Below are 26,003 nucleotides of genomic sequence, written 5' to 3'. Positions count from 1 at the left end.
TACGATGGATTTGGAGGCAGTACGATCGTTTATTGAAGTGAAGAATACGCGAAGTTTATCAAAGGCGAGTAAGATTTTACATATTTCGCAGCCAGCGCTTAGTAAACAAATTCAAAGGTTAGAGGCCGATTTAGAAGTTACTTTACTGAAGCGTTCCGCGCAAGGAGTGGAATTAACAAGTGCTGGAGAGCTATTTATAACAAGAATGTTACCGATTTTGGAACACATACATGAAGTGAAAGCCGAGATGAAGAAATTTCAAGAGAAGCGAAACATTTCTATAGGCATATTGCCAAGTTTAGCAGCACATTATATATCAAAATGTAAAGATGTATTAGGTGACGGGTTCGAAGTAGAATGGAAAATTGAGCATACGAAAGTACTGATGGGACTCTTTAAAGAACGGAAGATTGAAGCGATGTTCATCGATTCAGTAGTAGAAGGTGCTACGTGTATAAAAGAAATACGAGAAGAAAAAATTGTGTGTGTCGTTTCAAATGATCATCTTTATAAAGAGAAAACAGTAATCCGAATGGAAGATTTGCAAAATGAAAAGTTAATCGTATACCCAGAAATCTGCGATGTAAGAAAAATGATTACGAATCTGTTTCAAGGGATAGGTGCGAAACCGATTATTGCATTTGAAACTTCTTATGCAGAACCGATGCTTGCGATGGTCAGTGCTGGACTTGGCATTACGTTACTTCCAGAAATAGCAGTAGATCAAGCGGTAAGGCAAGGAAATGTGCATGCGATTTCTATTGAACCGCCACTTTTGCGCAAAATTTATTTCGCATCTCATATGGAAGAAGGCCTTGTATTGCATTCATTTGCTGATGAGAGGTAATCCAAACGGAATATTGAGAAAGATTACAATTGCATTGAAAGAAACATGAAATTTTAAAAAAAACTAGGTCAAAAACAAACGATTACATGGTATGATTAGTACATTGTTAGTTGTTAAATATAGGGGAATTCCCTTTTTATACATAATGCCTTCCATTTCATAAACGGAACGGACAAAAAAAGAGATATAACTAGGAGGCTTTTTTGCATGGATTCTATCCTGACGATCGTTATCATTGTAGTAAGCTCTATTCTAGTGCTGCTCATGATAGAGCTTGTGATAAGAAATCGTTCATATAAAGATATTGAAGCACTTGAGCAGTGGAAACAAGAGATAAAAGATAAACCTGTGGCAGATGAGCTAAAACGGGTGAAAGATTTAAATATGACGGGTCAAACAGAAGAACTGTTTGGTAAATGGCGTGAAGAATGGGATGAAATTGTATCAACAACCATTCCGAAAGCTGAAAAAGATTTAGCGCAAGCGCGAAAATTCGCCTCGCAATTCTCCTTCCGAAAAGCAAAGCATGCGATGAATGAATCCATAAGTGGTTTAGATGACGCTGATAATCGTATTACAGACATTTTAAATGAATTACAGCAATTGTTAGAAAGCCATGAAAAAAATAGCTCGGAAATCGAAGGGTTACGTGATACATATCGTAGTATGAAGAAGAGTGTTCTTGCTCATAGACATATGTATGGAGCAGCAGAGCAGAAAATCGAAGAGATGCTAGACGCTGAATCTGAGAAATTTAAAACCTTTGAAGAAGCAACAAACAATGGCGACTATTTAAAAGCGAGAGAAATTGTTATTAGTTTGGAAGAAGGTTTAGCAGATTTAGAAATCATTATTCACCAAATTCCAGATTTATTGGTAGAGTGTCAAGCGACGTTACCGGTTCAGTTGGAAGATTTATTACACGGACATAATGATATGGTAAGACAAGGTTATGTATTAGAGTATTTGGAAATTCCTAAAGAAGTTCGCGATATGAAGAAACAACTACAAATATGTTTAATGGATATACAGGAGCTTCACATAACAGAAGCGGCTGAAAAAGTAGAAAACTTAAAAACAAGTTTAGATAGCTTCTATGATCAACTAGAACAAGAAGTACATGCGAGACATTATGTGGAGCAAAAAACACTTTCTGTTTATGAAGACTTAGAAGAAATTCGCATTGAAACGATTGAAACAAAAGCAGAAACACAGCTCGTGAAACAAAGCTATCAGTTACAAGATAAGGACATTGAGTCTCAAAAAGTAATTGAAAAGCAAATGCACATTTTAATGAAACGTTTTGAAATGTTGCAATTACGGGTTGCGGAACAAGATATTGCCTTCTCTATTATTCGTGAGGAACTAGAAGAGATTTATGAGCAATGTGAAACATTAAAAGTACTTCATGCAGAATATAAAGAAATGCTGCAAACGATGCGCAAAGAAGAATTTGAAGCGCGTGAGAAGTTACAAGAAATGCGAAATACTATTTTCGAAACGAAACGCTTTATGCAAAAGTCGAATTTGCCAGGTCTTCCAGAGAGCATTATGGAAGATTTAAAAAGAGGACAAATGGCAATGCAAGCTGTATATGAGCAATTAGAAGTGAAGCCGTTAAATATGAATGCTGTAAATAGCAGTTTAGAAGAAGCTTACACAACTGTTAATGGTGTTGCTGAAATGACAGAAGAGTTAATTGGACAAGCGTATTTAGTTGAAAAATTAATTCAATACGGTAATCGTTACCGCAGTCATGATGAAAACCTTGCAGAGAGCTTAAATTATGCGGAGAAATTATTCCGTGAATATCAATACGATGCAGCTTTAGAACAAGCGGCTTCTGTACTAGAGCAACTTGAGCCTGGCGTTGTTCAAAAAATAGCTGAATATGTAGACAATGAACAAACCCTTTCATAAGGGTTTGTTTTTTTGTGTAATTTTGCAGGCGATGTTGCTATAATGAATAGCGGAATACAGTAAGGTTATTCGTTTTAAAATATAACGGAACCTTTGAGTAGTCTTAGCGTAATGACACGTATTTGTGATATGATTATATGATGTGACAGCGCTGAAAGGGGAAGAACGATGATCTATTTTGATAATAGTGCGACGACAAAGCCATATCCAGAAGCTCTTCAATCGTACGTAACGGTTGCGGGGAAATATTTTGGGAATCCTTCTTCTATTCATTCGCTTGGAGGAGAGGCAGAGCGTCTATTAACACAATCAAGAACAATTGCAGCGCAGCTTCTTCACGTTAAGCCTTCTGAAATTATTTTCACATCAGGTGGAACGGAAGGGAATAACCTTGCGATTAAAGGAATAGCGATGAGGAATCGTTCGCGCGGTAAACATATCATTACAACAAATATTGAACACGCGTCTGTGTTTGAAGCATATAAACAATTAGAAGATCTCGGTTTTGATGTAACATATTTACCGGTTAATGAGCATGGTGTTGTATCGGTAGAGGATGTAAAACGAGCGCTTCGTGAAGATACGATTCTTGTGTCAATTATTCACGTGAACAACGAGACTGGAGCAATTCAGCCTGTTGCTGAAATTGGAACGTTATTATCGAATTATCCGAAAATAAGATTCCATGTGGACCATGTACAAGGGATAGGAAAAGTACCGCTTAATTTATACGCTTCTCATATTGATCTTTGCTCAATATCTGGACATAAATTCCATAGTGTAAAAGGAACGGGTCTTCTTTATGTACGTGATGGCGTAAGGTTAGATCCAATTTTATCAGGTGGTCAACAAGAGCTGAAGTATCGCTCTGGTACAGAGAACTTACCTGGCATTGTAGCGATGGTGAAAGCACTTCGCATGACAATGGAGCAAGTGAAAGAAAAGGTAGCTCATTTGCAAAGTTTACAAGCAGAGCTTGTTCGTTTCTTTAAAGAGATGGAGGATGTAACGATTAATACGTCGCTTGCATATGCAGCACCGCACATTTTAAATGTATCATTTGTAGGTTTAAAACCAGAAGTGGTCGTTCATGCTTTAGAAGAGCACGGTGTATATGTATCAACGAAATCTGCTTGTTCTTCAAAAGCAAATGAAGTGAGCAGAGTGTTAGTGTCAATGGGAGTACCACATGCCGCTGCTGCAAGTGCTATTCGCATTAGTTTAGCACCAGAAAACACGATGGAAGAAGTAAAGCAATTTGAAGGTATTGTGAAAGAGACGATGCCAAAATTATATGAAGTGATGAGGTAAAGGAATATGATGACATATGAATATATTTTAGTTCGTTATGGAGAGATGACGACTAAAGGTAAGAACCGTTCTAAATTTGTAAGCACATTAAAAGATAACGTAAAGTTCAAACTGAAAAAATTCCCCAATATTAAAATCGATGCAACACATGATCGTATGTATATCCAATTAAATGGCGAAGATCATGAAGCGGTATCTGAAAGATTGAAAGATGTATTTGGTATTCATAAGTTTAACTTAGCGATGAAAGTACCATCAGAATTAGAAGACATTAAAAAAGGTGCATTAGCAGCTTTCTTACAAGTAAAAGGCGATGTGAAAACATTTAAAATTACTGTACACCGTTCTTATAAGCATTTCCCAATGAGAACGATGGAATTATTACCTGAGATTGGTGGACATATTCTAGAAAATACAGAAGATATTACTGTAGATGTTCATAATCCAGATGTAAATGTACGCGTAGAAATTCGCAGCGGTTATAGCTACATTATGTGTGATGAGCGTATGGGAGCTGGTGGTTTACCAGTTGGCGTTGGCGGAAAAGTAATGGTACTTCTGTCTGGCGGTATTGATAGCCCAGTAGCAGCGTACTTAACGATGAAACGCGGCGTATCTGTGGAGGCAGTTCACTTCCATAGCCCACCTTTCACAAGTGAGCGCGCAAAACAAAAAGTAATCGATTTAGCACAAGAGTTAACGAAATACTGTAAACGTGTAACACTTCACCTTGTTCCATTTACAGAAGTGCAAAAAACGATTAATAAAGAAATCCCATCTAGCTATTCAATGACAGTTATGCGCCGTATGATGATGCGTATTACAGAGCGTATCGCAGAGGAGCGTAACGCACTAGCAATCACGACTGGTGAAAGTCTTGGACAAGTAGCAAGTCAAACGTTAGATAGTATGCATACGATTAACGAAGTAACAAACTATCCAATTATTCGTCCGCTTATTACGATGGATAAATTAGAGATTATTAAAATTGCTGAAGAAATCGGCACATATGATATTTCAATTCGTCCGTACGAAGATTGCTGTACAGTATTCACACCAGCAAGCCCAGCGACGAAGCCGAAGCGTGAAAAAGCGAATCGTTTTGAAGCGAAATATGATTTCACACCATTAATCGATGAAGCTGTAGCGAACAAAGAAACAATGGTATTACAAACGGTAGAAGTAGTAGCGGAAGAAGAAAAATTCGAAGAACTTTTCTAAAACCATAAATTACCATATGTAAACCGTGTATGAAGTCATGTTATTTATCACACTCTATACTCACAAGGAGGTGATATAACATGTCACGTAGCACAAATAAATTAGCGGTTCCTGGTGCTGAATCAGCATTAGACCAAATGAAATACGAAATCGCTCAAGAGTTTGGTGTTCAACTTGGAGCTGATGCAACAGCTCGCGCTAACGGTTCTGTTGGTGGTGAAATCACTAAACGTCTAGTTTCACTAGCTGAGCAACAATTAGGCGGTTACCAAAAATAATCCCATATGATGGCTTAGAAAGAGCGGGTTCTCCCGCTCTTTCTTTTTTATGTTGTGGCGCCATTTGTCGGTAAATTGATATATTTAATTTTTTGTTAATATATTCTAAGTTGTGTTCGATATATTCGACAGAACTAAAAAATTTGTCAAAAGATGAGGGTTCAAAATTGACAGAAAATTCTTTATTATATAAGGGAGGCATAAAGAAAAAGGAGGATGTTTATGAAGAGAGAGGAATTGTTGGCACCACCGTCTTATAATTTAGTTTCTGAAATAGAGAAATATACAGGTGATAAAGAGAAGCTTGCTTTAATTTGGCAAGATGATAAAGGGAATCGCCGAGAAGTTACATACGCGGAGTTAATGAAAGGTGCAAATAAAATTGGAAACGCTTTTATAAAGAGTGGTCTGCAAAAGGGGGACAAGCTCCTCATTATGATGCCGCGTTTAATTGAAGCATACATGACGTATATCGCTGCGATTAAAGCAGGATTTGTCGTAATTCCGAGTTCGGAAATGTTACGCAAAAAGGATATCGAGTACCGCATTGGACATGGGGAAGTAAAAGCAATCGTAAGTTATGAGCCGTACATTGGACAGTTTGATGATATAGAAGCGATGGAATCCCTTCAAAAATTCGTTCTGAGCGAGCAGCCAGTAGATGGATGGATCAATTTAAAAACAGCGTTAGAAACAGAAAGTGACATGTTAGAAATGGCGAAGACAGATAAAGAAGATATGGTCTTTTTATCTTACACGTCAGGAACGACGGGAAATCCAAAAGGTGTTGTTCATACACATGCGTGGGCATACGCTCATTTACGTACGAGCGCTCCAAATTGGCTCGGAATTGAAGAGAATGATGTTGTGTGGGCAACAGCTAGTCCAGGCTGGCAAAAGTGGATTTGGAGCCCGTTTTTAGCAACTCTAGGCTCGGGGGCAACAGGATTTGTATACCACGGTAAGTTTGAACCAAAAACGTATTTAAATTTATTAGACGATAATAAGGTGAATGTGCTTTGTTGTACGCCGACTGAGTATAGATTAATGGCAAAAGTAGAAAATTTAAGTGAATACAATTTAGAAGCGTTACATAGCGCTGTATCCGCAGGTGAGCCGTTAAATAGAGAAGTCATTGAAACGTTCCAAAAGCACTTTCATATTACAGTAAGAGACGGCTATGGGCAAACGGAAAACACATTGCTTGTTGGTGTAATGAAAGGAATGGATATTAGACCAGGATCAATGGGGAAACCGACGCCGGGTAACCACGTTGATATTGTAAATGAGGAAGGTATTCCGGTACAGGTAGGCGAAGTTGGTGATATTGCAGTTCACATTGAAACGCCGGCACTCTTTAAACAATATTACAAAGACGATGAGCGTACAGCGATGCAATTCCGCGGTGATTATTATATTACAGGTGATAAAGCGAAAAAAGATGAAGACGGCTATTTCTGGTTTGAAGGGCGCGGTGATGATATTATTATTAGCTCTGGTTATACAATCGGGCCGTTTGAAGTAGAAGATGCGCTCGTAAAGCACCCTTACGTGAGAGAATGTGCGGTTGTCGCAAGTCCTGATGAAATTCGCGGAAGTGTCGTGAAGGCATTTATCGTATTAAGAGAGAATATAGAAAAGAACGAAGAAACATTAATTCCAATACTCCAACAACACGTCAAAGAACTTACTGCACCATATAAATACCCTCGCAAAATTGAATTTGTAGATGAACTACCAAAAACGATTTCTGGAAAAATCCGCCGTATTGAGCTTAGAAAACAAGAGATGGAGATTCCGTCAAAATAAATTTGAAAACAGTGAAGGAAATAGTTGAATGAAATGGCAAACAATGATAATATAAAAACGAACACAAGTTCGATTTTATAAATTGAAAAAAGAGGTGTCCGTATGATTTTAGGTATTAATCCGTACTTAGTTTTAGATGGTAGTGGGCAAGAAGCTGTACAGTTTTATAAAGAGGCGTTAGATGCAAAAGTGGAAGTCATGCAAACTTTTGGTGATATGCCTGAAAATCCAGAATACCCGGTTCCAGCTGAAGCGAAAGAACGCGTTTTACACGCTACTTTAAAAGTTGGTAATACGGATCTTATGATTTCTGATACATTCCCAGGTCAAGGGCATGCAATTGGATCTCAAGTAACAATCGCAATTCAAATTAGTAACGCAGAAAAAGCGAAAGAAGTATTCGATAAGTTACAAGAAGGTGGCGAAGTTATTATGCCCCTTCAAGAAACGTTCTGGAGCCCAGCATACGGACAAGTAAAAGATAAATTTAATATTGAATGGCAAGTTACAACGTCTACTACTGAACAAAAGTAATGTTTAGAAAAGCACCATGTTTTGAAATGGTGCTTTTTTTTATACAATAAAAAATAAAGGAGATGAAATATATGGGGGAAATTTGGTATGGTGGCAACATTTACACAATGAGAGAAGAAAATGAAAAAGTGGACGCTATTTACGTTGAAAACGGTATGATTGTTGATGTTGGAAGTAAAAAAGAGTTAGAAAACCGATATGCTGTGGCTAAATTGCGCGATTTAAAAGGCAAAACGATGATTCCAGGTCTCGTTGATAGCCATATGCATCTTATTGGTCACGGGGAGAGGTTACTTCGTTTAGATTTATCAAACTGCACATCTTATAGAGAAGTGCTGACTCTCGTTCGGAAGCGAGTAGAAGAAGCGCCGAAAGGTTCTTGGATTATCGGAGAGGGCTGGAACGAAAATAATTTTAAGGATACGAAAGATGTTCACGCGCGTGATTTAGATGAAATTTCGAAAGAACATCCCATTTTATTAAAGAGAGTTTGTCGCCATGTTACATGGGTGAACTCATACATACTGCAAGAAGCGAACATAACAGAAAAGGCAGAAGATCCAAAAGGCGGGAAAGTTGGACGGGACTCATTCAATAAATTAACAGGACTTTTATATGAACAAGGCCAAGAGTTAATCAAACATGTCCAGCCTGAAATTGATGAAGCCTACTTACAAAGTGCTTTGCAAACAGCAATTAAAGACTGCTGGCAATATGGACTCGTTGGCGGGCATACGGAAGATTTAAATTATTACGGTGGATTTAGAAAAACGCATAATGCGTTTTCTCATGTTATAAAAGAAATGCCATTTAAAGCACATTTACTTGTTCACCATGAAGTAGCACATGAACGAAAAGAATATGAAAATGAGCATTATATTGAGTTTGGGGCAATGAAAATTTTTTCTGACGGTTCTTTTGGCGGAAGAACAGCTTTATTAAGTGAACCGTATGAAGATGCGAGAGAAACAAATGGAGTTGCCATTTTCTCACGTGAAGAACTTGCGGAATTAGTGAAGAAAGCACGAGACTTACATATGCCAGTTGCGATTCATACTATCGGTGACTTATCGCTTGAATATGTCATTGATGCGCTTGAATTGTATCCGCCAGCAAAAGGATTACGCGACCGTATTATTCATTGTCAGCTAGCTCGTGAAGAGTTGATTGAAAGAATGAAAAACTTGCAAGCCATTATTGATATACAACCAGTCTTTGTTTCATCAGATTTTCCATCAGTCATTGAAAAACTAGGCGAGCACCGTCTTCGTTATGCGTATGCTTGGAAGACGTTACTGGAAGCGGGATTACACTGTAACGGGGGATCTGATGCTCCGATCGAGCAAGTAAATCCGTTTCTAGGCATATATAGCGCTGTTACACGTAGAAGTTTTATTGACGGTTTATGTTATATGCCAGAAGAAAGATTAACGGTATATGAGGCTGTTTCTTTATTTACAACAGGAAGTGCCTATGCAATCGGAAAAGAAGCGAAGCGAGGGCAAATTACAAAAGGATATGAGGCAGACTTTACAATATTAGACCGCGATATTTTTGAAATAGAGGCAGAGGAAATAAAAGAAGTACAAGCAGAGATGACCGTAATAGATGGCAAAGTCGTCTATAGAAAAGGTGCGTAAAAATATATGAGCGATTATCGGAATATATCGACCGTAACCTGAATTATATCAGCGATTATTGAAATATATCGACCGTAACTCCAAATATATGAGCGATTATTAGAATATATCGACTTACCGACAAAAACTGACAAGAATATCGGTCGGATAGCGAGAGGTTGTTGCTCGCACCAATCAGGGTAAATAAATAACCGTAGAATTATGGGCCACCATAATTCTACGGTTATTTTAATACTATAAAAACGTTCTCTGTACTTTTTCCCAGAAAGAGTTGTTTTTTAATTTAACTGTTTTAATTTGTTTATCGCTTAAGCGTACAACAGCTTTTTCCACTTGTTTAATGCTAAGCGCTTCGTTATCCATGCCGATAACAGGATAATCGTTACCGTCTGGTCTTAGTTTTAAAGTTAATGTACGTTCGTGATTTAAAATGAACGGTGAACCAAGTGTACGATATGTGTTGTTATTTAAAGATGCTAATTCACTTACTTGGAAGCAAGGGATAAGCGGATCAACAACTGCACCACGTAACGATTTATTGTAAGCTGTACTTCCTGTTGGGGTAGAAACAACTAAACCGTCACCTCTAAAAGTTTCGAAATATAAATCATCAACGTGAACATCTACAACGAACGTTTTAATAATGCTAGAACGTAATGAGAACTCATTTAAACAATGGAAAGATGTGCTACCATCTACATCTACCTCAATTGTTGGATATTTTCGCACTTCAATTTCATTTTTTGTAATTTCTTGAAGGGCTGTATCAACGTGATCAATATGGAAATCGCAGTAGAATGAAATTTCATCTTTCGTAGAAATCCCTGCGTATAAACAATCTTCCCTAAAACCAGTTTTACGAACGGCTTGTAAGAAAGTTGCATCATCTCCAACACTGACGATAGCGTTTGCATTTTTTGGATGATCTAATATGGTAAATCCATTCTCTTCTAAAATACGATAGATTGGTTTCATTTTTTCAACGAGCTTTGCTTTGTCATCACCATAAAAGAAAAATAAATTGCGACGATCTGCCATTATGTATCCCTCCACTGCAGTTAAATTTTCTATGCTTCGTGCTACATATCATTAGAGTCCGTTCCCTGATGATATGTTCAAATAATATATTTCGATATAAATTGTCAAAATACCTTTTTATTTTTAGAAAAATTTTTATATTCAATCTTATGAAACGCTGTTTAATGATGAATAAAGTTGTCGATAATGGGTACGGAGTGAAAGGATGATACGTATGAAGTGGCTCGTAATTGGAATAATAATTCTTCTCCTTTTTATTTTGTTTATACTATTGTCGAAAATAAAGCTTAAAGTGACATTTTTATATTCAGAAATGGAAAAGCAATGTTTGCTTCAAGTGAAAATATGGATGATTCGATATACATTTGATGTGTTGGAAAGAATTGAGAAACAGCAGAAGAAAACAGGACAAAAAATCGAAAAAGCTGAAGAGGACGGCGGACTAGACAATAAAATTATGGCACAACTTGATAGTATGGGAGAACTGATAAAAAAGCTGCAAGAAGTTCATACTATCGTTAAAGATTTTCTCAAACGAGTGAAAATCAATGGTTGGAAATGGCATACGCAAATTGGAGCAGGCGACGCAGCTAGTACTGGAATTGTCACCGGATATGCATGGGGGACAAAAGGAATGGCTGCTGGAGTTGTAGGACAATATATGCATATTGTCGACGTACCAGAATTTGAAATTACTCCTGTTTTTCAAGGGAAAGGATTTGCATCAAGATGTGAGTTAACAGCATCTTTTCGTATATTCCGTACTATAAAAACAGCGGTGAAATTACTCGTGTTTATGAGAAGACAAAGATCTGGTACGACAGAAAAATCTGTTCAAGCATAGGGGGGATATAGAATGGACCATCCAATTCAAGGTTTAATGACAACTGCAATGCAGCATTTAAAACAAATGACTGATGTAAATACAATTGTCGGCGATCCAATTAAAGCTGCTGATGGAAGTGTAATTCTTACCGTTTCAAAAGTTAGCTTCGGATTTGCGGCTGGTGGAAGTGAATTTGGTAAAATAGAACATTCAGGCCGCCATCCATTTGGCGGGGGAAGCGGTGGAGGAGTTTCTATTAATCCTGTTGCTTTTCTTGTTATAAATGGAGAAGGCGTAAAAGTGTTGCACTTAGATAAGCAAACACACGTCATCGATAAAATAATTGAATTAGCGCCACAAGCTGTTGATAAAGTGAAAGAAATGATGGATAAACGAAAAGAAGACGATCCTGAATTTCAAATTTAACGAATAAAGAAGCTGATCAATAGATTAGCTTCTTTAATTTTTTTGTAAATAAAGCGATTTTATTTGCATTATCGATAGGGACAAACTATCATTTACATTGTACATATTTTGTTTAAATAAGGGAGGATTTTCAAGTGGCAAACGTAACTTTTAAAGGTAACCCAATGACTTTAGTTGGAACAGAAGTTAAAGTTGGCGATCAAGCGCCAAACTTCCAAGTGTTAGCAAATGACTTATCTCCAGTAAGTTTAGAAACATACAAAGGTGAAGTGAAATTAATTAGTGTTGTACCTTCTATCGACACAGGTGTATGTGATGCACAAACACGTCGTTTTAACCAAGATGCAGCAGGTATTGAAAACGCGAAAGTATTAACGATTAGCGCTGACTTACCATTCGCTCAAAAACGTTGGTGTGCAGCAAACGGTTTAGAAAATGTTGTTACACTTTCTGACCACCGTGACCTTTCATTCGGTGAAGCTTACGGCTTAGTAATGAAAGAGCTTCGTTTACTTGCTCGTGCAGTATTCGTAGTAGATAGCAATGACAAAGTAGTTTACGTAGAATACGTAAGCGAAGGTACAAGCCATCCAAACTATGAAGCAGCATTAGAAGCAGCAAAAGCTGCAAAATAATGTGAACGAAGATGACCTCTTTGTAAGAGGTCGTCTTCTCTCATATATTGCTATATGGAATCGATATACGAGAGAAGACGTTACATCATACATCACTAAAAAGGGAGCTCTTAAAAAGAGGTCGCTTTTTCTTTTGGGAAAAAATCAGATTATGGTATGATATAAGTTATGTGTAAAAGAGAGAAGGAGGAATGTACGTGAGTCAGACAGTAGAAACTTTATTTTCTATTTTTGATTCTTCTGCGGTAGTTTTACGTAAAGAATTAGATGTAACATATTTAGAGGCGCTTGTAGAAACAGGGGATAACTTGTTTGAAGGAGCGATTTTACAAGAGGAATTATCAGAATCAGCAATTGAAAGGCTGAATCGTGAATATAGTACGTTTAATGAAGAAACATATAAAGGTGAAGAAATTCGTAAAGCATTTCAGTTAGCCATCTTAAAAGGAATGAAGGAAGGCGTACAAGCGAATCACGAAATGACGCCTGATGCAGTTGGTATGTTCATGAGTTACTTATTCCATAAATTTATGAAGGGTCAAAATGAAATTACTGTGTTAGACCCTGCAATTGGAACAGGTAACTTGATGACGACAGTTTTCAATAGTGCTCAAGAAAACGTTACGATGAGTGGATTTGGTGTAGAAGTGGACGAAGTGCTAATTAAACTTGCTTTAGTAAATGCGAATTTACAAAAGCATGCAATCGAATTCTTCCATCAAGATGGACTAGCACCGCTTTATATCGATCCAGTTGATGCAGTCGTTTCAGACTTACCGGTTGGTTACTATCCAAATGAAATCGGTGCAAGTGAATATAAGTTAAAAGCAGATGAAGGAATGTCATATGCCCACCACCTATTTATTGAACAAAGTGTGAAGCATACGAAAGAAGGCGGATACTTATTCTTCCTAGTACCGAACTTCATTTTTGAAAGTGATCAAGCACCGAAATTACATGCATTTATTAAAGAAACATGCTTTATTCAGGGGTTATTACAGCTACCTGTTTCCATGTTTAAAAACGAGAAAAATGCAAAAAGTATATTTGTTCTCCAAAAGAAAGGTCCTAGTGTAACGATGCCAAAACAGGCGTTATTAGTGGAGTTACCTAAATTCTCCAACATGAAGGCGATGGAGGACATTATGGACCAATTAAATACTTGGTTTGCAACGCATAAATAAGGCTAGGTATATGTAACAGGGTTAGTAATTCATGTAGTACAGTTTTATATGATATGTCATATTTTTAAATATATACAAGATTTAACTGAATTTTTTTGAAATCTGTAATATATTTTTTTTCTTGGTGTTACAATTTTTTCACTTGAAATATATGTCGTACGATGTTTAAATTAAAATCGTGAGTATAAAATTTACTAATGATGAAACGTTTTCATATTTAGTAAATTTGATCAGATAAAATCGAGCGGTTTGTGGAAACATCCACACAACTACCAAGAGAAAAAGGGGCGAAAGACTAGATGTCAAAAATCATCGCGATTAACGCAGGAAGCTCTTCCTTAAAATTCCAATTATTTGAAATGCCAAGTGAAACAGTATTAACAAAAGGTTTAGTAGAACGTATCGGTTTAGAAGATAGTATCTTCACTATTACTGTAGATGGCGAAAAACAAAAAGAAATTACAAACATTCCAGATCACGCAGTAGCAGTTAATATGCTTCTTAAAAAATTAACTGAAAACGGAATCGTTAAATCTCTAGATGAGATTGGCGGTATCGGTCACCGTGTTGTTCACGGCGGCGAAAAATTTGCTGACTCTGTTCTAATTACTGATGAAGTATTAGCTGATATCGAAGAATTAAGCGATTTAGCACCACTTCACAACCCAGCAAACGTTGTTGGTATTAAAGCATTCCAAGAAGTATTACCAAACGTACCAGCAGTAGCAGTATTCGATACAGCATTCCACCAAACAATGCCGGAATCTGCATTCCTATACAGCTTACCATATGAGTACTATGAAAAATTCGGTATCCGTAAATACGGTTTCCACGGAACTTCTCATAAATATGTAACTGAACGTGCGGCTGAACTATTAGGTCGTCCACTTGAAAGCTTAAGCTTACTTTCTTGTCACTTAGGTAACGGTGCAAGTATCGCAGCAGTAGAAGGCGGTAAATCTATCGATACTTCTATGGGCTTCACTCCACTTGCTGGTGTAACAATGGGTACACGTTCTGGTAACATTGACCCTGCGTTAATTCCATACATCATGGAAAAAACAGGCCAAACAGTAGAAGAAGTAGTTAACGTATTAAACAAGAAGAGTGGTATGTTAGGTCTTACTGGTTACTCTAGTGACCTACGTGACATCATTGCGAAAGAAGAAGAAGGCGATCACCGTGCGAAAGTAGCACTTGATGTATTCGTAAGCCGTATCCACAAATACATCGGTTCTTACACTGCTCGTATGAAAGGTGTAGATGCAATCATCTTCACAGCTGGTGTAGGTGAAAACAGTGCGATTATTCGTGAACGCGTATTAGAAGGCCTTGAATACATGGGCGTATACTTCGATGCAAAACGCAATAACGTATTCGGTGAGGAAGCATTCATCAACTTCCCACATTCTCCAGTAAAAATTATTGTAATTCCAACTGACGAAGAAGTTATGATCGCTCGTGACGTACTACGTCTTGGAAACATCGGTTAATATATGAAAAGAAAGACGAAGTCCTATAGGATTTCGTCTTTTTTCTTTTGGATATAGTTTAAAATTCCATCTGGATATAGTGCTTTTTTCTCCTGAATGAATGCTGTAATGGGAATCCACTTCGCATACGATACTGTTTGTTCATCTTGTATATTCAGTACTTCCATTCCATATAGTGACGTGTCTAATAAGCGTAAAGAATATAACTGAATGATTTCATGAGCAATTTCTCCATCAAGATGAAAGATGTTTTCTAAGCAACCTAAATAAGCAGTGATTTCCACTTCTGTATGAAGCTCTTCTTGAAATTCACGAATAACAGTATGTGCTGATTTTTCACCAAGTTCAATTGAACCGCCAAGAGGCCGGTAATATGTTTCATCGTCTGTATGATATTCTTGTACGAGAAGCCGCTCGTGATGTAAAGCAAGACCGAAAGCTTTTGCACGTGGATACATATACAATCACTCCTTATTTATCCCACTTTAACGGGCAGTAAGACCCTCACCTCAAAATTCAGCGGAAGCAAAGAAGTTAGGTGGGGGTCGGGCTGTCCGTAAAAGTCCGATTGGTGAGGGCTGATAATCAGTGGGGATGAACAAAACCCCCACTGATTAAAGTTTCACTTTATTTTGTATAAGGATGATTATAATGTATTGCGTAATAAAAGTGTCGTGTATTTAAGAATGTGGGCGAATTACGATGCCATTAAATAAGTCATTCCAAAATGCTTCATTGTACTGAAATACATCCATAATAGGACATTTTATAACGCAAATATTTTGCAATCCCCAATCTTCTTCCGTAACAGTTGGTACATCTTCAGGAATGAGTAATAGGACAGAGAATGTATGTGTAACGATTTGAGATAAAATGTGTTCCAAGGAACGTGCTTCTTCGTATGTTCCTCCAGTTCGAATAAATAATATGGATTGTGCTGTGTCAATTGTTGTTAGAAAACGATTAATTCGGTGCTCATAATTTAACTTAATTTCTGTATAAGAAGGCCAAGAAGTTGGTGTGTTTACATCTGTTTTAAAGTCGTGGCAGGAGTCGATTTCATATAGATTGTCCCGTAGTCTTAATTTCGCATCATCATCCCAAAATGAGATGAAGGATAAATTTTCTAACTGTAAAAAACGGTCAAATCGATTTTGTAATAATATATTCACCTTTTCTAATGATGGGCTTAGCATAAAATCAATAACGCCAAAAAATGGTGATAATTTGAATTGATATAACGCCCAAGCAGGCCAGCAGTTTTGTCCTAAACTGAATACTGCATGATATTCTTTTTTTATATCGGATAGATTCATGTGATTTATCTCATCCTTTTTGTTAATATTTTATGTCACTAAAAGTGGTATGTGAATAAAGATAGACAAGCATATTTGCAAAGAATAAGCAGAAATATGTTACAATAGAAAAAAATCGAACGAGGTGGTTGTTACGATGCGATCGAAGCGAGAACAAGCCATTTTAGACAATATAAAAGAATGGGAATCGCAATTAGTTGAGCAAGAAGCGACTGATTTTCAAAAACTGTTTGATAAATGGGTACATAATACAATTGCGAAACTACCTGAGAAAAAACGAAAAGATTTCTTTACGAAAGCAGATGGATGGCTTTTTCATTTGCATGCATTGATTCAAAGTTCACAATCACAGTTAGAGGCGCGTAATCGTATTTTAGGAACATCGAGATTATTTGATGAATCGATTGAGCAACTAGAGGATTTAAAAGCATTATCTATCGATCAATTAACATACATAGCAGAGCAGCAAACAGCACGCCATCGCCTATATTCATTCGTACAAGGCGGAGCAACGGGTGCTGGAGGTTTATTATTATTAACAGCTGATTTTCCGGTTATGATTGCGTTAAATGTGAAGGCTGTCCAACTTATTGCAACGTCATTTGGGCATGATGTGAACAAGCCTTATGAAATGATGCTTGCGTTAAAGGTATTTCATGCGTCATTACTACCAGGAAGACTTCAGCAATACGCATGGTACAATTTACTGCAAGAGCTAGAACAAGAAGATTCCTTCTTCTACGAAGGAGATGAAGCGGTGTTACAACCAGCTTCGACTGAAATTATTTTAAAACAAATTTTGAAAACATTTTCGATTTATGCTCTTCGTCGTAAATTATTCCAAGGTATTCCGGTAATTGGAATGGCAATCGGGTCTACAGTGAATTATCGTTTAACAAGAAACGTTACTGAATTTGCAAATAGATTTTATCAAGTGCGCCACATAGTCGAGAAGGAAAAAAGAGCATAAAAAAAGCGAGAGGCCGAAGCCTTTCGCTTTTTTAATTTGTTGCATGCTTTTTGGACATTGGAATAGATACTGGCTGCTTTTCTTCTGCTTTTTCTGTTTTTGGATAATAAATTAAATCCAATGTTTTTGCCTGTACGGCAATCGAAAGAATAGTAAAAGCAATTTCTGTCCAATTTAAATAATATAATGAAAGCGCAAGAACAATCGCGTCAAAGACGAAGAAAATTTGCCCAATTGTAAAACGTGTTTTTTTACTTAATACAATTGTTAAAATATCGTCTCCACCGGTTGCACCGCCAAATCGCAATATAAAACCGAGTCCAATACCAGCTAACGCACCGCCAACTACTGCAGCTATAAATAAATTGTTTGATAAATCGACCGTAAATGGAGAATAATTTTCCATAAGAGAATAAAATACTCCGAATGAAATTGAACCTAAGAATGAATAGCCAACCATTTTTCTACCTAACAATGAAGCGCATAGTAGAATAATTGGGATATCCATCATTACAGTTGAAATAGATGGTGAAATATCATAAAAATTTTGGATGAATAGTGCGATACCTACAAAGCCACCTTCTGTTAAGTGGTTTTGGAAGTGAATGTGATATAGCGCTGCTGCTAAAATAAATGAACCGATTAAAACCATAAAAACTTCTTTAATAATTTGTCGACTTTGGATGTTCCTCATCGTTATTCCTTCTTTCCGTAGTTAGTAGTCCTTTTTTGTGTTGTAAACTAACTACGAGCTCACATGTAGCTTCAGTTAGTTTACGAAAAAACTAACTACGCTATATGTCGCTGAAGAAATAACGAATAATCCTCTCGTCCATCAATTCTCCCTACTTTCGTTTTAGTTTAAGTCTTAAAACGACTAAACAAAACGTGGAGTAGGATTCTTCATTTAGCAATCCTGCTCTTCTTTGTTTTGTTTAGCTAGTAACAATTAAGCCCTAAACAAAACGCTATGTGTAAGAAGAGTCTTTTTTTTGCCAAATTATCCTTCGGGCAATCATAATTTCCCCACTCTCGTATTTTTTTCGCTAGACTAAAGTATCTGAGCTGGAAAATACGCTACGTGTATGATTCGTCAATACGATGCCACATGCTCCTTCGAGCGATCATGATATCAAAATCCCTTCCTTCAAGATTTATATTATTATATCATACTTTCAAAAAATGTATGCGGATGGAAACCGACAATAACCGGAGGAAATCTACAAAAATTGTTATGTTTAAATATTTTTGTAGAAAAGCCTAAGTTATTTCGCAGAATTGGACAGTTTTTAACGGGTTGTCCAATAAGTAAGAAAAATGGGTTTTATTCAGTTGTATCCTTTTTATCTTTAAAAAACGCATCCCAGCTAATCACACTTAAAAAAGTTAAAGCGATAATAACGAAAGCGCGCATAAGTGTAAGGCCTCCTTTTGTACATAGTATATGAGTCATTTACTTTATAATGTGTCATTTTTTTACAAGTTTTAACTATTATGAGAGTATATTAATATAGACAGATGAAGAGGAGAGTGAGAATATGCTAAAAGACATGTTTAAAAGAAAAGAGTTAATATGCGTTTCATGTCAGAAAAAGATTCAATATGAAGAAGAGCTTGTTGCTTTTGTAAAGTTGCCGAAAGAAAGAAGTATATTAGTTGGTCCATTTGATGTATGTTTGGCAAAAACAGCAAAAGAAATATATTGTAAATCGTGTTACGACAAAAAAGCATGACCCAAAGTAATTGAGGGGCATGCTTTTTTTATTGGTGTGCTTTCCCCTCAGATACATTTTGAGTGAGTCGATACCAAAGCCAAAGGTCATTAATGATGGAAGCGAGATCGGCAATTTCTGAATTCAGTTTGCAAGAAATTTCGAAGTCTTCTTCGTTATTTAAATGATGCTGTTTTGCATTAATATAATGTTCGAGTTCTTTTATACGATCAGGAATCTTTCCGCGAACTTGTTCCCATTTTAATAAAATCGCATGTTGCATTTTTTCGGGGATATCTTCCCAGTCTTCTTGTAAATGCGGAATTTCAATTCCGAGATGTTCATCGTATAAGAAATACTTTTCCATAAGTTCACCCCCGTTTTCCTGCTTATATTGTACAAAAAAACAGAAAGAAGTTCGACGAAATTGTTTGAAAAAATTTGAAAATGACTCTTGATACATTTTGTAAAAGGTGTTAAAGTGTGAATTATTATAAAAGAAAATGAATATTTATTCTTTAGGGGGATGCAAAATGGAGAAGAAAAAAGTTGTATTAGCATATTCTGGAGGCCTTGATACTTCCGTTGCAATTAAATGGTTACAAGAGAAGAATTATGATATTATCGCGCTTTGTTTAGACTTAGGGGAAGGTAAAGACTTAGCATTTGTAAAAGAAAAGGCACTTTCAGTAGGTGCAATTAAATCATATATGATTGATGTTCAAGAAGAATTTGCAAACGAATATGCATTGATGGCGATGCAAGCACACACGTTATATGAAGGGAAATATCCTCTCGTTTCGGCGTTATCTCGTCCACTTATCGCAAAGAAATTAGTAGAGATTGCAGAACAAGAAGGAGCGACTGCAGTGGCACACGGATGTACAGGGAAAGGGAATGATCAAGTTCGTTTTGAAGTTTCTATTCAAGCGTTAAATCCTTACTTAGAAGTGATTGCGCCTGTACGTGAATGGAAATGGTCACGTGAAGAAGAAATTGCCTATGCAAAAGAAAACGATGTACCAATTCCGATTAATTTAGACAGCCCATTTTCAATCGATCAAAACTTATGGGGACGCAGTAATGAATGTGGCATTTTAGAAGATCCATGGGCAGCACCGCCAGAAGATGCATATGAGATGACATTAGCATTAGAAGATACACCGAATAAACCAGAGTTTGTAGAAATCGGCTTTGAAGCAGGCGTACCGACGACTTTAAATGGTACTGCATACCCACTTTCAGAACTTATTAAAACGTTAAATGCACTTGCTGGAAAACATGGCGTTGGACGTATCGATCACGTAGAAAATCGTCTTGTCGGTATTAAATCGCGTGAAGTATACGAATGCCCAGCAGCAATGACATTAATTACGGCGCATAAAGAACTTGAAGATTTAACACTCGTAAAAGAAGTAGCACATTTTAAACCGATGATTGAGCAAAAAATAACAGAGCTTATTTATAACGGTTTATGGTTCTCGCCTTTAAAACAAGCGCTTCATGCTTTCTTACAAGAAACGCAAAAGAATGTAACAGGCATGGTGCGTGTGAAATTATTTAAAGGTCATGCAATTGTAGAAGGGCGTAAATCTGAGTACTCTTTATACGATGAAAAATTAGCAACGTATACAGCTCAGGATGAATTTAATCATGATGCAGCAGTTGGATTCATTTCATTATTCGGTTTACCGACGAAAGTATACAGCCAAGTGAATCAAAAGAAGGTGGAAGCGTGAGCAAACTTTGGGGCGGACGTTTTACAGAAGAAGCGGAAGCGTGGGTTGAAGAGTTCGGAGCATCCATCTCCTTCGATCAACAATTAGTAAATCAAGATATAAACGGGAGTATTGCGCACGTAACGATGCTAGCAAAGCAAGGCATCGTTACGAAAGAAGAAGCAGAGAAAATAAAGATAGGTCTTCAATATTTATTAGAAGAAGCGAAACAAAATAAATTGCATTTTTCCGTTGAAGCGGAAGACATTCATTTAAATATCGAAAAGATGTTAATTGAAAAAATCGGTGAAGTAGGCGGGAAACTTCATACTGGCCGAAGTCGTAACGATCAAGTAGCGACAGATATGCACTTATATTTAAATGAAAAAGTAGAGCATATTATAAAAGCTACAAAACAATTGCAAACTGTTCTTGTTCATCAAGCAGAAAATAATATTGAAACGATTATGCCTGGCTATACGCACTTACAGCGTGCCCAGCCAATTTCATTTGCGCATCATATTCTCGCTTATTTTTGGATGTTAGAGCGCGATGTGAATCGTTATGAAGATTCATTAAAGCGTATTAACATTTCACCATTAGGAGCAGGAGCGTTAGCTGGGACAACATTCCCGATTGACCGAGAATATAGTGCGGAGCTTCTTGGATTTAATGGAATCTATGAAAATAGTTTAGATGCAGTAAGCGATCGCGATTTCATATTGGAGTTCCTCAGTAACTCATCTATGCTTATGATGCACTTATCACGCTTTTGCGAAGAACTTATTTTATGGAGTAGCCAAGAGTTTCAATTTATTGAAATGAGCGATCAATACGCAACGGGAAGCAGCATTATGCCGCAAAAGAAAAATCCAGATATGGCGGAACTTATTCGTGGTAAAACAGGCAGAGTGTACGGTAATTTATTTAGCTTACTTACAGTAATGAAAGGATTGCCGCTCGCTTACAATAAAGACTTGCAAGAAGATAAAGAAGGAATGTTTGATACAGTAAAAACAGTAGAAGGATGCCTTCATATTATGGCAGGCATGCTAGAGACGATGACTGTCAACAAAGAAAAAATGGGGCAAGCTGTAACGCAAGATTTCTCTAACGCAACAGAAATTGCTGACTACTTAGCAAACAAAGGACTACCATTCCGTCAAGCTCATGAAATTGTTGGAAAGCTAGTGCTGCACTGTACACAAAAAGGAATTTATTTAGTAGATGTACCACTTGAAACGTATAAAGAAATGAGCTCGTTATTTGAAGAAGATTTGTATGAAGTGCTGTCACCATATGCAGCTGTAAAGCGTCGTAACAGTGCTGGTGGAACAGGATTTGAACAGATTGAAAAGGCTTTGGAGAAGGCGAAGGGATTAACGAAAGAAGTTATCAAGAATTGAGTTAAAAAGTACGCCAGTCTGTTAAAGTCTGGCGTACTTTCTTTTTTACTAGTATTTAAGTTATGATATAGTAAAAAAGAATAATTTAGGGGAAGTCTATGAAAAAAATAATATTTATCGTTTTACTGTTAATTAGCTTAAGTGCAAATGTTAAAGTGTTTCTCCTAGACAAATATATCTTTGTTGGTGAACAAGTAAAGCGAGAGGAAGCGATTCTTGCAACGATGTGGCACTTGCAAGAAAAAGGATATAAAGAAAGTGATATTTCGTACATAAAACCGGCCTTTTATAGTAAAATCGGTTCTTACGGTATGAATGTACAGTTTAAAGATGAACCAAACGAATCATATACATATAGAGTTTTGAAAGATGCGAAAACCAATAAAGTAACTGTACACCAAGATAGCAATGAGCCAGGTGGTATGGGCGGGAAGCATCAAGAGCTTAAATAAAGAAAGAAAAACGACTGATGGCATTCGCCTGCAGTCGTTTTCTTTTAATCATACTTATGTCGATCTTCCGTAATTCGAATATACTCAATATCCATTAAATCTCGCAGTAATGCACCATTACTTAGCTCAATTCCATGCGTTTCTCTAAAATGTGCGCGAATTGTATCTAACATTTCGATTTCTTTCCCATTCACATCTAAAATAATACGTTCAGAATCATCCATGTGGCACCCTCCTTTTTTAAACATATATATTTTGTCCATCTATTTCTAAAAAATGTATGTTAACCTAATGTTAGGAAATAAGAAAGGGATGGAAAATGAGACGTATTTATTTTATAGGGTTAATTTTGTATACGCTAATTGTATTGCACGTTGCATTCCCAAATATCTTTTCATTTGAGGATGTAGAAACAGTACATATCGGGATATTTATCTTTATTCTATTTGTAGTAGACTGCTGTATTTCGATATGGCTTTCGAAAAGAAAACATGTACAAGATAAAAAAGAAATGGAACGAAAAAAGAGAAAACGTTCATTTTGGATAACGACGTATTGTTTTTCTTTAGTGATTGCCGCTGCTTGTTTTAGTGAACATATTCCATTAGAAAGAGTAAATATTGGATTTGGAGCGTTCGTATTTGCATACTATTTTTTCATGCATTTTCTTCCTTATATGAAAGAAAAGCGAGGAGAAGAGGAAGATCCGCTTGTAGAAGAAGCGAGAGAACAAGAGCATAAGAGAATAGAAGAAGATATACAGAAACTTGGGGAACAAAAATGGTATTTGAAATCTAAAATTATATATGTTCTTTGCTTTATTACGCCGCCAATCGGTTATTTGTATGTATTCTGCCTTCGTAAAAAAATGACAGAAGATGCAAGGCAATCTTATTTAACAGTAGCTACGATTATGATGGCATTATGGTCTTTGAAGTTTCTTCCGCCTTATGTGTTGGCGATCGTTATTGTTGTTGTGGTTTGTTTTGTGTTTATAGTAAAGTATGTGAAATAAGTTGTAGTTATATAGACTACAGCTATATAATTATAATCGCAATAGTTTTATATAATGATATTAAAAAGGAGATGCGGTATGAGTTTAATTAAATTAGTAACTAAAGCAGCCGCTAAAGTTACAGCCGAAGTAGTGGGCGGTGCGATAGAAGCAGTAGGAGAAGTTACGAACAGTAATTTCATAAAGGATGTTGGAAAAGGTGTTAATAAAGCTACTGTGAAAACTGGGGAAATCGTTGGGAATCTTGCTGATGGGACGTATGATGCTATAGGTGGTCTTATTACAGATGATAAACAGCAAGCGAAGCGAGGATACGAAGAAATACTTGGAACAGTTCAAGATACAGCAACGACAATTGGAAAAGGGATTGTACATGTTTCGGAAAAGGGAGTTGAAACTGTACAAGCAATAAGAGAAGGAGATACTGATAAAGCAATAGAAGCAGGGAAAGAATTAGCTAAAGTTGCAGCTGTAGGCGTCTTCTCAGTTGGAGTTATTGATATAGTTGATGGTGTGGATGGAATCGCCGACGGAGTAGAAGGTGATAGTGTAGCACAAGCATCAGCTCCAGAAGTAATGGATGCAGAATATACAGCGGAGGAAAACCCGAATACGCATCATGTAACACCCCATGAAAGAGTTTTACCTGACGGGAGAACAATATGGGTAGATGGTGATGGCGATACGAGTGTACATACACAAGGTGGCTGGGAACAGCATAATCCAGATTACAGAATTCCAAAAGTATAAATGAAAATAGGGTAAATAAGAGAAGCCTCTTATCTACCCTATTTATTTTTATAAATTAAAGCTCACCTTGCTCCTCATCACCACGAACAACAAGGACATCGCATTTCGCATAGCGAATAATATGTTCAGAGACGCTACCAATTAGGAAACGCTCAACAGCATTTAAACCAGTTGCACCACACATAATTAAATCTACTTTATGATTTGGAGCGATTTCTTTTGAAATTTTTGATTTAGGATTACCAAATTCTAATACAGTTTCAATTTTTTCAAGGCCAGCTTCAAGCGCAGTTTTTTTGTAGTCTTCTAATAAGTCTTCTGCAAATAGATTTGCACGTTCAGCAATTGCACGGCTATAAGCTTCTACTGCTGAGTATGCTTTTACATCAACGATATGAGCAATAGTTAATGTTGCATTGTTGCGTTTTGCGACTTGAATTGCTTTTTTAAAGGCTTTTTCTGCTTCTTTAGAACCATCCACCGCGATTAAAATATTTGTATATGTATTATTCATAGTAAATTCCTCCCAATCATTTTTATTACCGTTTACAACTTTATTATAAAACAAATTTTGGTAATGCGCTTGCCAGAAACGTTACAGAATTTCGAAAACTCTGTTTTGATTCATTTTAGTTGTAATTGGTGCGAGAACTTGTTACATATGAACTATAGCAATTTAAAAGGGGGCCGTTTTGTGAGACACGCGCTCATTACAGCCGGTACGAAAGGTTTAGGAAAGCAAGTAACAGAAAAATTATTGGCTAAAGGCTATTCAGTAACAGTAACATATCATAGCGATATCACGGCTATGGAAAAGATGAAAGAAACATATAAAAATATGGAAGAGCGTCTACAATTCGTGCAAGCGGATGTCACGAAAAAGGAAGATTTACATAAAATAGTAGAAGAAGCGATAAGCCGTTTTGGCAAAATCGATTTCTTAATTAATAATGCTGGTCCATATGTATTTGAACGAAAAAAGTTAGTCGATTATGAAGAAGATGAATGGAATGAAATGATTCAGGGTAATTTAACAGCGGTGTTTCATTTGTTGAAACTTGTCGTTCCGATTATGAGAAAACAGAACTTTGGCCGTATTATTAATTACGGATTTCAAGGGGCGGATAGCGCACCGGGATGGATTTATCGTTCAGCTTTTGCCGCAGCGAAAGTAGGACTTGTTTCATTAACGAAAACAGTGGCTTACGAAGAAGCTGAATATGGTATTACTGCAAACATGGTATGTCCTGGTGATATTATTGGTGAAATGAAAGAAGCGACGATTCAAGAAGCACGTCAGTTGAAAGAACGTAACACACCAGTTGGTAGATCTGGAACAGGTGAAGATATTGCAAGAACGATTGCGTTTTTATGTGAGGACGATTCCGATATGATTACCGGTACAATTATTGAAGTGACTGGTGCAGTTGATGTTATTCATAGACATCGATAGAGAAAAATAAAGAGAAGTTTCGAATAATTGGACAGTTTATCCTTTATGC

The 26,003-nt window shown here is 36.8% G+C and carries 28 protein-coding genes; 21 read left to right on the top strand and 7 right to left on the bottom strand.

Annotation, left to right across the window (positions count from 1 at the left end; genetic code table 11):
• Positions 1-4: 4 nt before the first annotated feature.
• The 8 genes from PDQ40_RS14120 (at position 5) to PDQ40_RS14085 (ending at position 9,560) form a co-directional block, all read left to right on the top strand.
• On the top strand, positions 5-847 hold the full coding sequence (locus PDQ40_RS14120; RefSeq protein WP_098947038.1) for a LysR family transcriptional regulator: 843 nt from the start codon (positions 5-7) through the stop codon (positions 845-847).
• 207 nt (positions 848-1,054) lie between these two features.
• On the top strand, positions 1,055-2,767 hold the full coding sequence (gene ezrA, locus PDQ40_RS14115) for a septation ring formation regulator EzrA (RefSeq protein ID WP_000377297.1): 1,713 nt from the start codon (positions 1,055-1,057) through the stop codon (positions 2,765-2,767).
• 168 nt (positions 2,768-2,935) lie between these two features.
• Positions 2,936-4,078 (top strand): cysteine desulfurase family protein, encoded by a 1,143-nt coding sequence (locus PDQ40_RS14110; protein WP_000638965.1) that lies wholly within the window; start codon positions 2,936-2,938, stop codon positions 4,076-4,078.
• A 6-nt stretch (positions 4,079-4,084) separates the two neighbouring features.
• On the top strand, positions 4,085-5,299 hold the full coding sequence (thiI, locus tag PDQ40_RS14105) for a tRNA uracil 4-sulfurtransferase ThiI (protein ID WP_000989282.1): 1,215 nt from the start codon (positions 4,085-4,087) through the stop codon (positions 5,297-5,299).
• Between the two features lie 80 nt (positions 5,300-5,379).
• On the top strand, positions 5,380-5,577 hold the full coding sequence (locus tag PDQ40_RS14100; RefSeq protein ID WP_000091640.1) for an alpha/beta-type small acid-soluble spore protein: 198 nt from the start codon (positions 5,380-5,382) through the stop codon (positions 5,575-5,577).
• A 222-nt stretch (positions 5,578-5,799) separates the two neighbouring features.
• Positions 5,800-7,386, top strand: coding sequence for an acyl-CoA synthetase MbcS (gene mbcS, locus PDQ40_RS14095; protein WP_000817739.1), 1,587 nt, complete (start codon positions 5,800-5,802; stop codon positions 7,384-7,386).
• Positions 7,387-7,488: 102 nt separating this feature from the next.
• The gene (locus PDQ40_RS14090) at positions 7,489-7,920 is read left to right on the top strand and encodes a VOC family protein (protein WP_000600363.1); all 432 of its coding nucleotides are present in this window, start codon (positions 7,489-7,491) and stop codon (positions 7,918-7,920) included.
• A gap of 71 nt (positions 7,921-7,991) precedes the next feature.
• Entirely contained in the window at positions 7,992-9,560 is a 1,569-nt protein-coding gene (locus PDQ40_RS14085; protein ID WP_071742013.1) for an amidohydrolase, read from the top strand.
• A 234-nt stretch (positions 9,561-9,794) separates the two neighbouring features.
• Here the strand turns inward: PDQ40_RS14085 and PDQ40_RS14080 are convergent, their stop codons facing one another.
• Entirely contained in the window at positions 9,795-10,598 is an 804-nt protein-coding gene (locus PDQ40_RS14080; RefSeq protein ID WP_000785168.1) for an NAD kinase, read from the bottom strand.
• A gap of 205 nt (positions 10,599-10,803) precedes the next feature.
• Between PDQ40_RS14080 and PDQ40_RS14075 the strand changes: the two genes are divergently transcribed.
• The 5 genes from PDQ40_RS14075 (at position 10,804) to ackA (ending at position 15,162) form a co-directional block, all read left to right on the top strand.
• Positions 10,804-11,442 (top strand): DUF2953 domain-containing protein, encoded by a 639-nt coding sequence (locus tag PDQ40_RS14075; RefSeq protein ID WP_000620650.1) that lies wholly within the window; start codon positions 10,804-10,806, stop codon positions 11,440-11,442.
• 12 nt (positions 11,443-11,454) lie between these two features.
• Entirely contained in the window at positions 11,455-11,850 is a 396-nt protein-coding gene (gene ytfJ, locus PDQ40_RS14070; RefSeq protein ID WP_000350002.1) for a GerW family sporulation protein, read from the top strand.
• A 134-nt stretch (positions 11,851-11,984) separates the two neighbouring features.
• The gene (tpx, locus tag PDQ40_RS14065) at positions 11,985-12,485 is read left to right on the top strand and encodes a thiol peroxidase (RefSeq protein ID WP_000024528.1); all 501 of its coding nucleotides are present in this window, start codon (positions 11,985-11,987) and stop codon (positions 12,483-12,485) included.
• Positions 12,486-12,682: 197 nt separating this feature from the next.
• Positions 12,683-13,669 (top strand): class I SAM-dependent methyltransferase, encoded by a 987-nt coding sequence (locus tag PDQ40_RS14060; protein WP_000084357.1) that lies wholly within the window; start codon positions 12,683-12,685, stop codon positions 13,667-13,669.
• Positions 13,670-13,968: 299 nt separating this feature from the next.
• Positions 13,969-15,162, top strand: a complete 1,194-nt coding sequence (ackA, locus tag PDQ40_RS14055) for an acetate kinase (protein WP_000034576.1) — start codon at positions 13,969-13,971, stop codon at positions 15,160-15,162.
• Between the two features lie 23 nt (positions 15,163-15,185).
• On the opposite strand, the gene PDQ40_RS14050 is transcribed toward ackA, so the two are convergent.
• Together PDQ40_RS14050 and PDQ40_RS14045 are read right to left on the bottom strand one after the other, a co-directional pair.
• Positions 15,186-15,620, bottom strand: coding sequence for an NUDIX hydrolase (locus PDQ40_RS14050; RefSeq protein ID WP_000283489.1), 435 nt, complete (start codon positions 15,618-15,620; stop codon positions 15,186-15,188).
• 222 nt (positions 15,621-15,842) lie between these two features.
• A complete protein-coding gene (locus PDQ40_RS14045; protein ID WP_001053723.1) occupies positions 15,843-16,478 on the bottom strand; it encodes a DUF1796 family putative cysteine peptidase in 636 nt (211 codons plus the stop codon).
• 136 nt (positions 16,479-16,614) lie between these two features.
• Between PDQ40_RS14045 and PDQ40_RS14040 the strand changes: the two genes are divergently transcribed.
• Entirely contained in the window at positions 16,615-17,448 is an 834-nt protein-coding gene (locus tag PDQ40_RS14040; RefSeq protein WP_001256869.1) for an EcsC family protein, read from the top strand.
• A 31-nt stretch (positions 17,449-17,479) separates the two neighbouring features.
• Here the strand turns inward: PDQ40_RS14040 and PDQ40_RS14035 are convergent, their stop codons facing one another.
• A complete protein-coding gene (locus tag PDQ40_RS14035) occupies positions 17,480-18,142 on the bottom strand; it encodes a YitT family protein (protein WP_001244531.1) in 663 nt (220 codons plus the stop codon).
• 844 nt (positions 18,143-18,986) lie between these two features.
• On the opposite strand from PDQ40_RS14035, the gene PDQ40_RS14030 reads away from it, so the two are divergent.
• A complete protein-coding gene (locus tag PDQ40_RS14030; protein ID WP_000910277.1) occupies positions 18,987-19,181 on the top strand; it encodes a hypothetical protein in 195 nt (64 codons plus the stop codon).
• A 28-nt stretch (positions 19,182-19,209) separates the two neighbouring features.
• On the opposite strand, the gene PDQ40_RS14025 is transcribed toward PDQ40_RS14030, so the two are convergent.
• The gene (locus tag PDQ40_RS14025; RefSeq protein WP_000417212.1) at positions 19,210-19,527 is read right to left on the bottom strand and encodes a hypothetical protein; all 318 of its coding nucleotides are present in this window, start codon (positions 19,525-19,527) and stop codon (positions 19,210-19,212) included.
• A gap of 166 nt (positions 19,528-19,693) precedes the next feature.
• Here PDQ40_RS14025 and PDQ40_RS14020 point away from each other — a divergent pair, with 166 nt between their 5' ends.
• The 3 genes from PDQ40_RS14020 (at position 19,694) to PDQ40_RS14010 (ending at position 22,736) form a co-directional block, all read left to right on the top strand.
• Positions 19,694-20,899, top strand: coding sequence for an argininosuccinate synthase (locus PDQ40_RS14020; protein ID WP_000412313.1), 1,206 nt, complete (start codon positions 19,694-19,696; stop codon positions 20,897-20,899).
• Positions 20,896-22,284, top strand: a complete 1,389-nt coding sequence (gene argH, locus PDQ40_RS14015) for an argininosuccinate lyase (RefSeq protein ID WP_061185379.1) — start codon at positions 20,896-20,898, stop codon at positions 22,282-22,284. The genes PDQ40_RS14020 and argH overlap by 4 nt, the downstream gene beginning before the upstream one ends.
• Positions 22,285-22,382: 98 nt before the next feature.
• On the top strand, positions 22,383-22,736 hold the full coding sequence (locus PDQ40_RS14010; RefSeq protein WP_061132057.1) for a DUF3139 domain-containing protein: 354 nt from the start codon (positions 22,383-22,385) through the stop codon (positions 22,734-22,736).
• A gap of 44 nt (positions 22,737-22,780) precedes the next feature.
• Here the strand turns inward: PDQ40_RS14010 and PDQ40_RS14005 are convergent, their stop codons facing one another.
• Complete coding sequence (locus tag PDQ40_RS14005; protein WP_000342755.1) at positions 22,781-22,960, bottom strand: hypothetical protein; 180 nt, start codon at positions 22,958-22,960, stop codon at positions 22,781-22,783.
• 95 nt (positions 22,961-23,055) lie between these two features.
• Between PDQ40_RS14005 and PDQ40_RS14000 the strand changes: the two genes are divergently transcribed.
• On the top strand, positions 23,056-23,751 hold the full coding sequence (locus PDQ40_RS14000; RefSeq protein ID WP_073541112.1) for a hypothetical protein: 696 nt from the start codon (positions 23,056-23,058) through the stop codon (positions 23,749-23,751).
• A gap of 78 nt (positions 23,752-23,829) precedes the next feature.
• Entirely contained in the window at positions 23,830-24,501 is a 672-nt protein-coding gene (locus PDQ40_RS13995) for a hypothetical protein (protein ID WP_000052602.1), read from the top strand.
• Positions 24,502-24,556: 55 nt separating this feature from the next.
• Here the strand turns inward: PDQ40_RS13995 and PDQ40_RS13990 are convergent, their stop codons facing one another.
• Positions 24,557-25,015: a universal stress protein gene (locus tag PDQ40_RS13990; protein WP_001066673.1), complete on the bottom strand. Its 459-nt coding sequence runs from the start codon at positions 25,013-25,015 to the stop codon at positions 24,557-24,559.
• A 147-nt stretch (positions 25,016-25,162) separates the two neighbouring features.
• On the opposite strand from PDQ40_RS13990, the gene PDQ40_RS13985 reads away from it, so the two are divergent.
• Positions 25,163-25,954 carry an SDR family oxidoreductase gene (locus tag PDQ40_RS13985; protein ID WP_002163505.1) on the top strand — a complete coding sequence of 264 codons (792 nt, stop codon included), beginning with the start codon at positions 25,163-25,165 and terminating at the stop codon, positions 25,952-25,954.
• Positions 25,955-26,003 lie beyond the last annotated feature (49 nt).

This window comes from Bacillus cereus group sp. Bc061, assembly GCF_027715825.1.
GTDB classification, from domain to species: Bacteria; Bacillota; Bacilli; order Bacillales; family Bacillaceae_G; genus Bacillus_A; species Bacillus_A paranthracis.
The sequence above is the reverse complement of the archived record's forward strand: the minus strand, read 5'-3'. Positions and strand labels throughout refer to the sequence as shown.

Excerpts from the sequence above, each read along its gene's own strand:
- PDQ40_RS14120 (WP_098947038.1), top strand. The coding sequence starts at position 5 with ATGGATTTGGAGGCAGTACGATCGTTTATTGAAGTGAAGAATACGCGA.
- ezrA (WP_000377297.1), top strand. The coding sequence starts at position 1,055 with ATGGATTCTATCCTGACGATCGTTATCATTGTAGTAAGCTCTATTCTA.
- PDQ40_RS14110 (WP_000638965.1), top strand. The coding sequence starts at position 2,936 with ATGATCTATTTTGATAATAGTGCGACGACAAAGCCATATCCAGAAGCT.
- thiI (WP_000989282.1), top strand. The coding sequence starts at position 4,085 with ATGATGACATATGAATATATTTTAGTTCGTTATGGAGAGATGACGACT.
- PDQ40_RS14100 (WP_000091640.1), top strand. The coding sequence starts at position 5,380 with ATGTCACGTAGCACAAATAAATTAGCGGTTCCTGGTGCTGAATCAGCA.
- mbcS (WP_000817739.1), top strand. The coding sequence starts at position 5,800 with ATGAAGAGAGAGGAATTGTTGGCACCACCGTCTTATAATTTAGTTTCT.
- PDQ40_RS14090 (WP_000600363.1), top strand. The coding sequence starts at position 7,489 with ATGATTTTAGGTATTAATCCGTACTTAGTTTTAGATGGTAGTGGGCAA.
- PDQ40_RS14085 (WP_071742013.1), top strand. The coding sequence starts at position 7,992 with ATGGGGGAAATTTGGTATGGTGGCAACATTTACACAATGAGAGAAGAA.
- PDQ40_RS14080 (WP_000785168.1), bottom strand. The coding sequence starts at position 10,598 with ATGGCAGATCGTCGCAATTTATTTTTCTTTTATGGTGATGACAAAGCA.
- PDQ40_RS14075 (WP_000620650.1), top strand. The coding sequence starts at position 10,804 with ATGATACGTATGAAGTGGCTCGTAATTGGAATAATAATTCTTCTCCTT.
- ytfJ (WP_000350002.1), top strand. The coding sequence starts at position 11,455 with ATGGACCATCCAATTCAAGGTTTAATGACAACTGCAATGCAGCATTTA.
- ackA (WP_000034576.1), top strand. The coding sequence starts at position 13,969 with ATGTCAAAAATCATCGCGATTAACGCAGGAAGCTCTTCCTTAAAATTC.
- PDQ40_RS14050 (WP_000283489.1), bottom strand. The coding sequence starts at position 15,620 with ATGTATCCACGTGCAAAAGCTTTCGGTCTTGCTTTACATCACGAGCGG.
- PDQ40_RS14045 (WP_001053723.1), bottom strand. The coding sequence starts at position 16,478 with ATGAATCTATCCGATATAAAAAAAGAATATCATGCAGTATTCAGTTTA.
- PDQ40_RS14040 (WP_001256869.1), top strand. The coding sequence starts at position 16,615 with ATGCGATCGAAGCGAGAACAAGCCATTTTAGACAATATAAAAGAATGG.
- PDQ40_RS14035 (WP_001244531.1), bottom strand. The coding sequence starts at position 18,142 with ATGAGGAACATCCAAAGTCGACAAATTATTAAAGAAGTTTTTATGGTT.
- PDQ40_RS14030 (WP_000910277.1), top strand. The coding sequence starts at position 18,987 with ATGCTAAAAGACATGTTTAAAAGAAAAGAGTTAATATGCGTTTCATGT.
- PDQ40_RS14025 (WP_000417212.1), bottom strand. The coding sequence starts at position 19,527 with ATGGAAAAGTATTTCTTATACGATGAACATCTCGGAATTGAAATTCCG.
- PDQ40_RS14020 (WP_000412313.1), top strand. The coding sequence starts at position 19,694 with ATGGAGAAGAAAAAAGTTGTATTAGCATATTCTGGAGGCCTTGATACT.
- PDQ40_RS14010 (WP_061132057.1), top strand. The coding sequence starts at position 22,383 with ATGAAAAAAATAATATTTATCGTTTTACTGTTAATTAGCTTAAGTGCA.
- PDQ40_RS14005 (WP_000342755.1), bottom strand. The coding sequence starts at position 22,960 with ATGGATGATTCTGAACGTATTATTTTAGATGTGAATGGGAAAGAAATC.
- PDQ40_RS14000 (WP_073541112.1), top strand. The coding sequence starts at position 23,056 with ATGAGACGTATTTATTTTATAGGGTTAATTTTGTATACGCTAATTGTA.
- PDQ40_RS13995 (WP_000052602.1), top strand. The coding sequence starts at position 23,830 with ATGAGTTTAATTAAATTAGTAACTAAAGCAGCCGCTAAAGTTACAGCC.
- PDQ40_RS13990 (WP_001066673.1), bottom strand. The coding sequence starts at position 25,015 with ATGAATAATACATATACAAATATTTTAATCGCGGTGGATGGTTCTAAA.
- PDQ40_RS13985 (WP_002163505.1), top strand. The coding sequence starts at position 25,163 with ATGAACTATAGCAATTTAAAAGGGGGCCGTTTTGTGAGACACGCGCTC.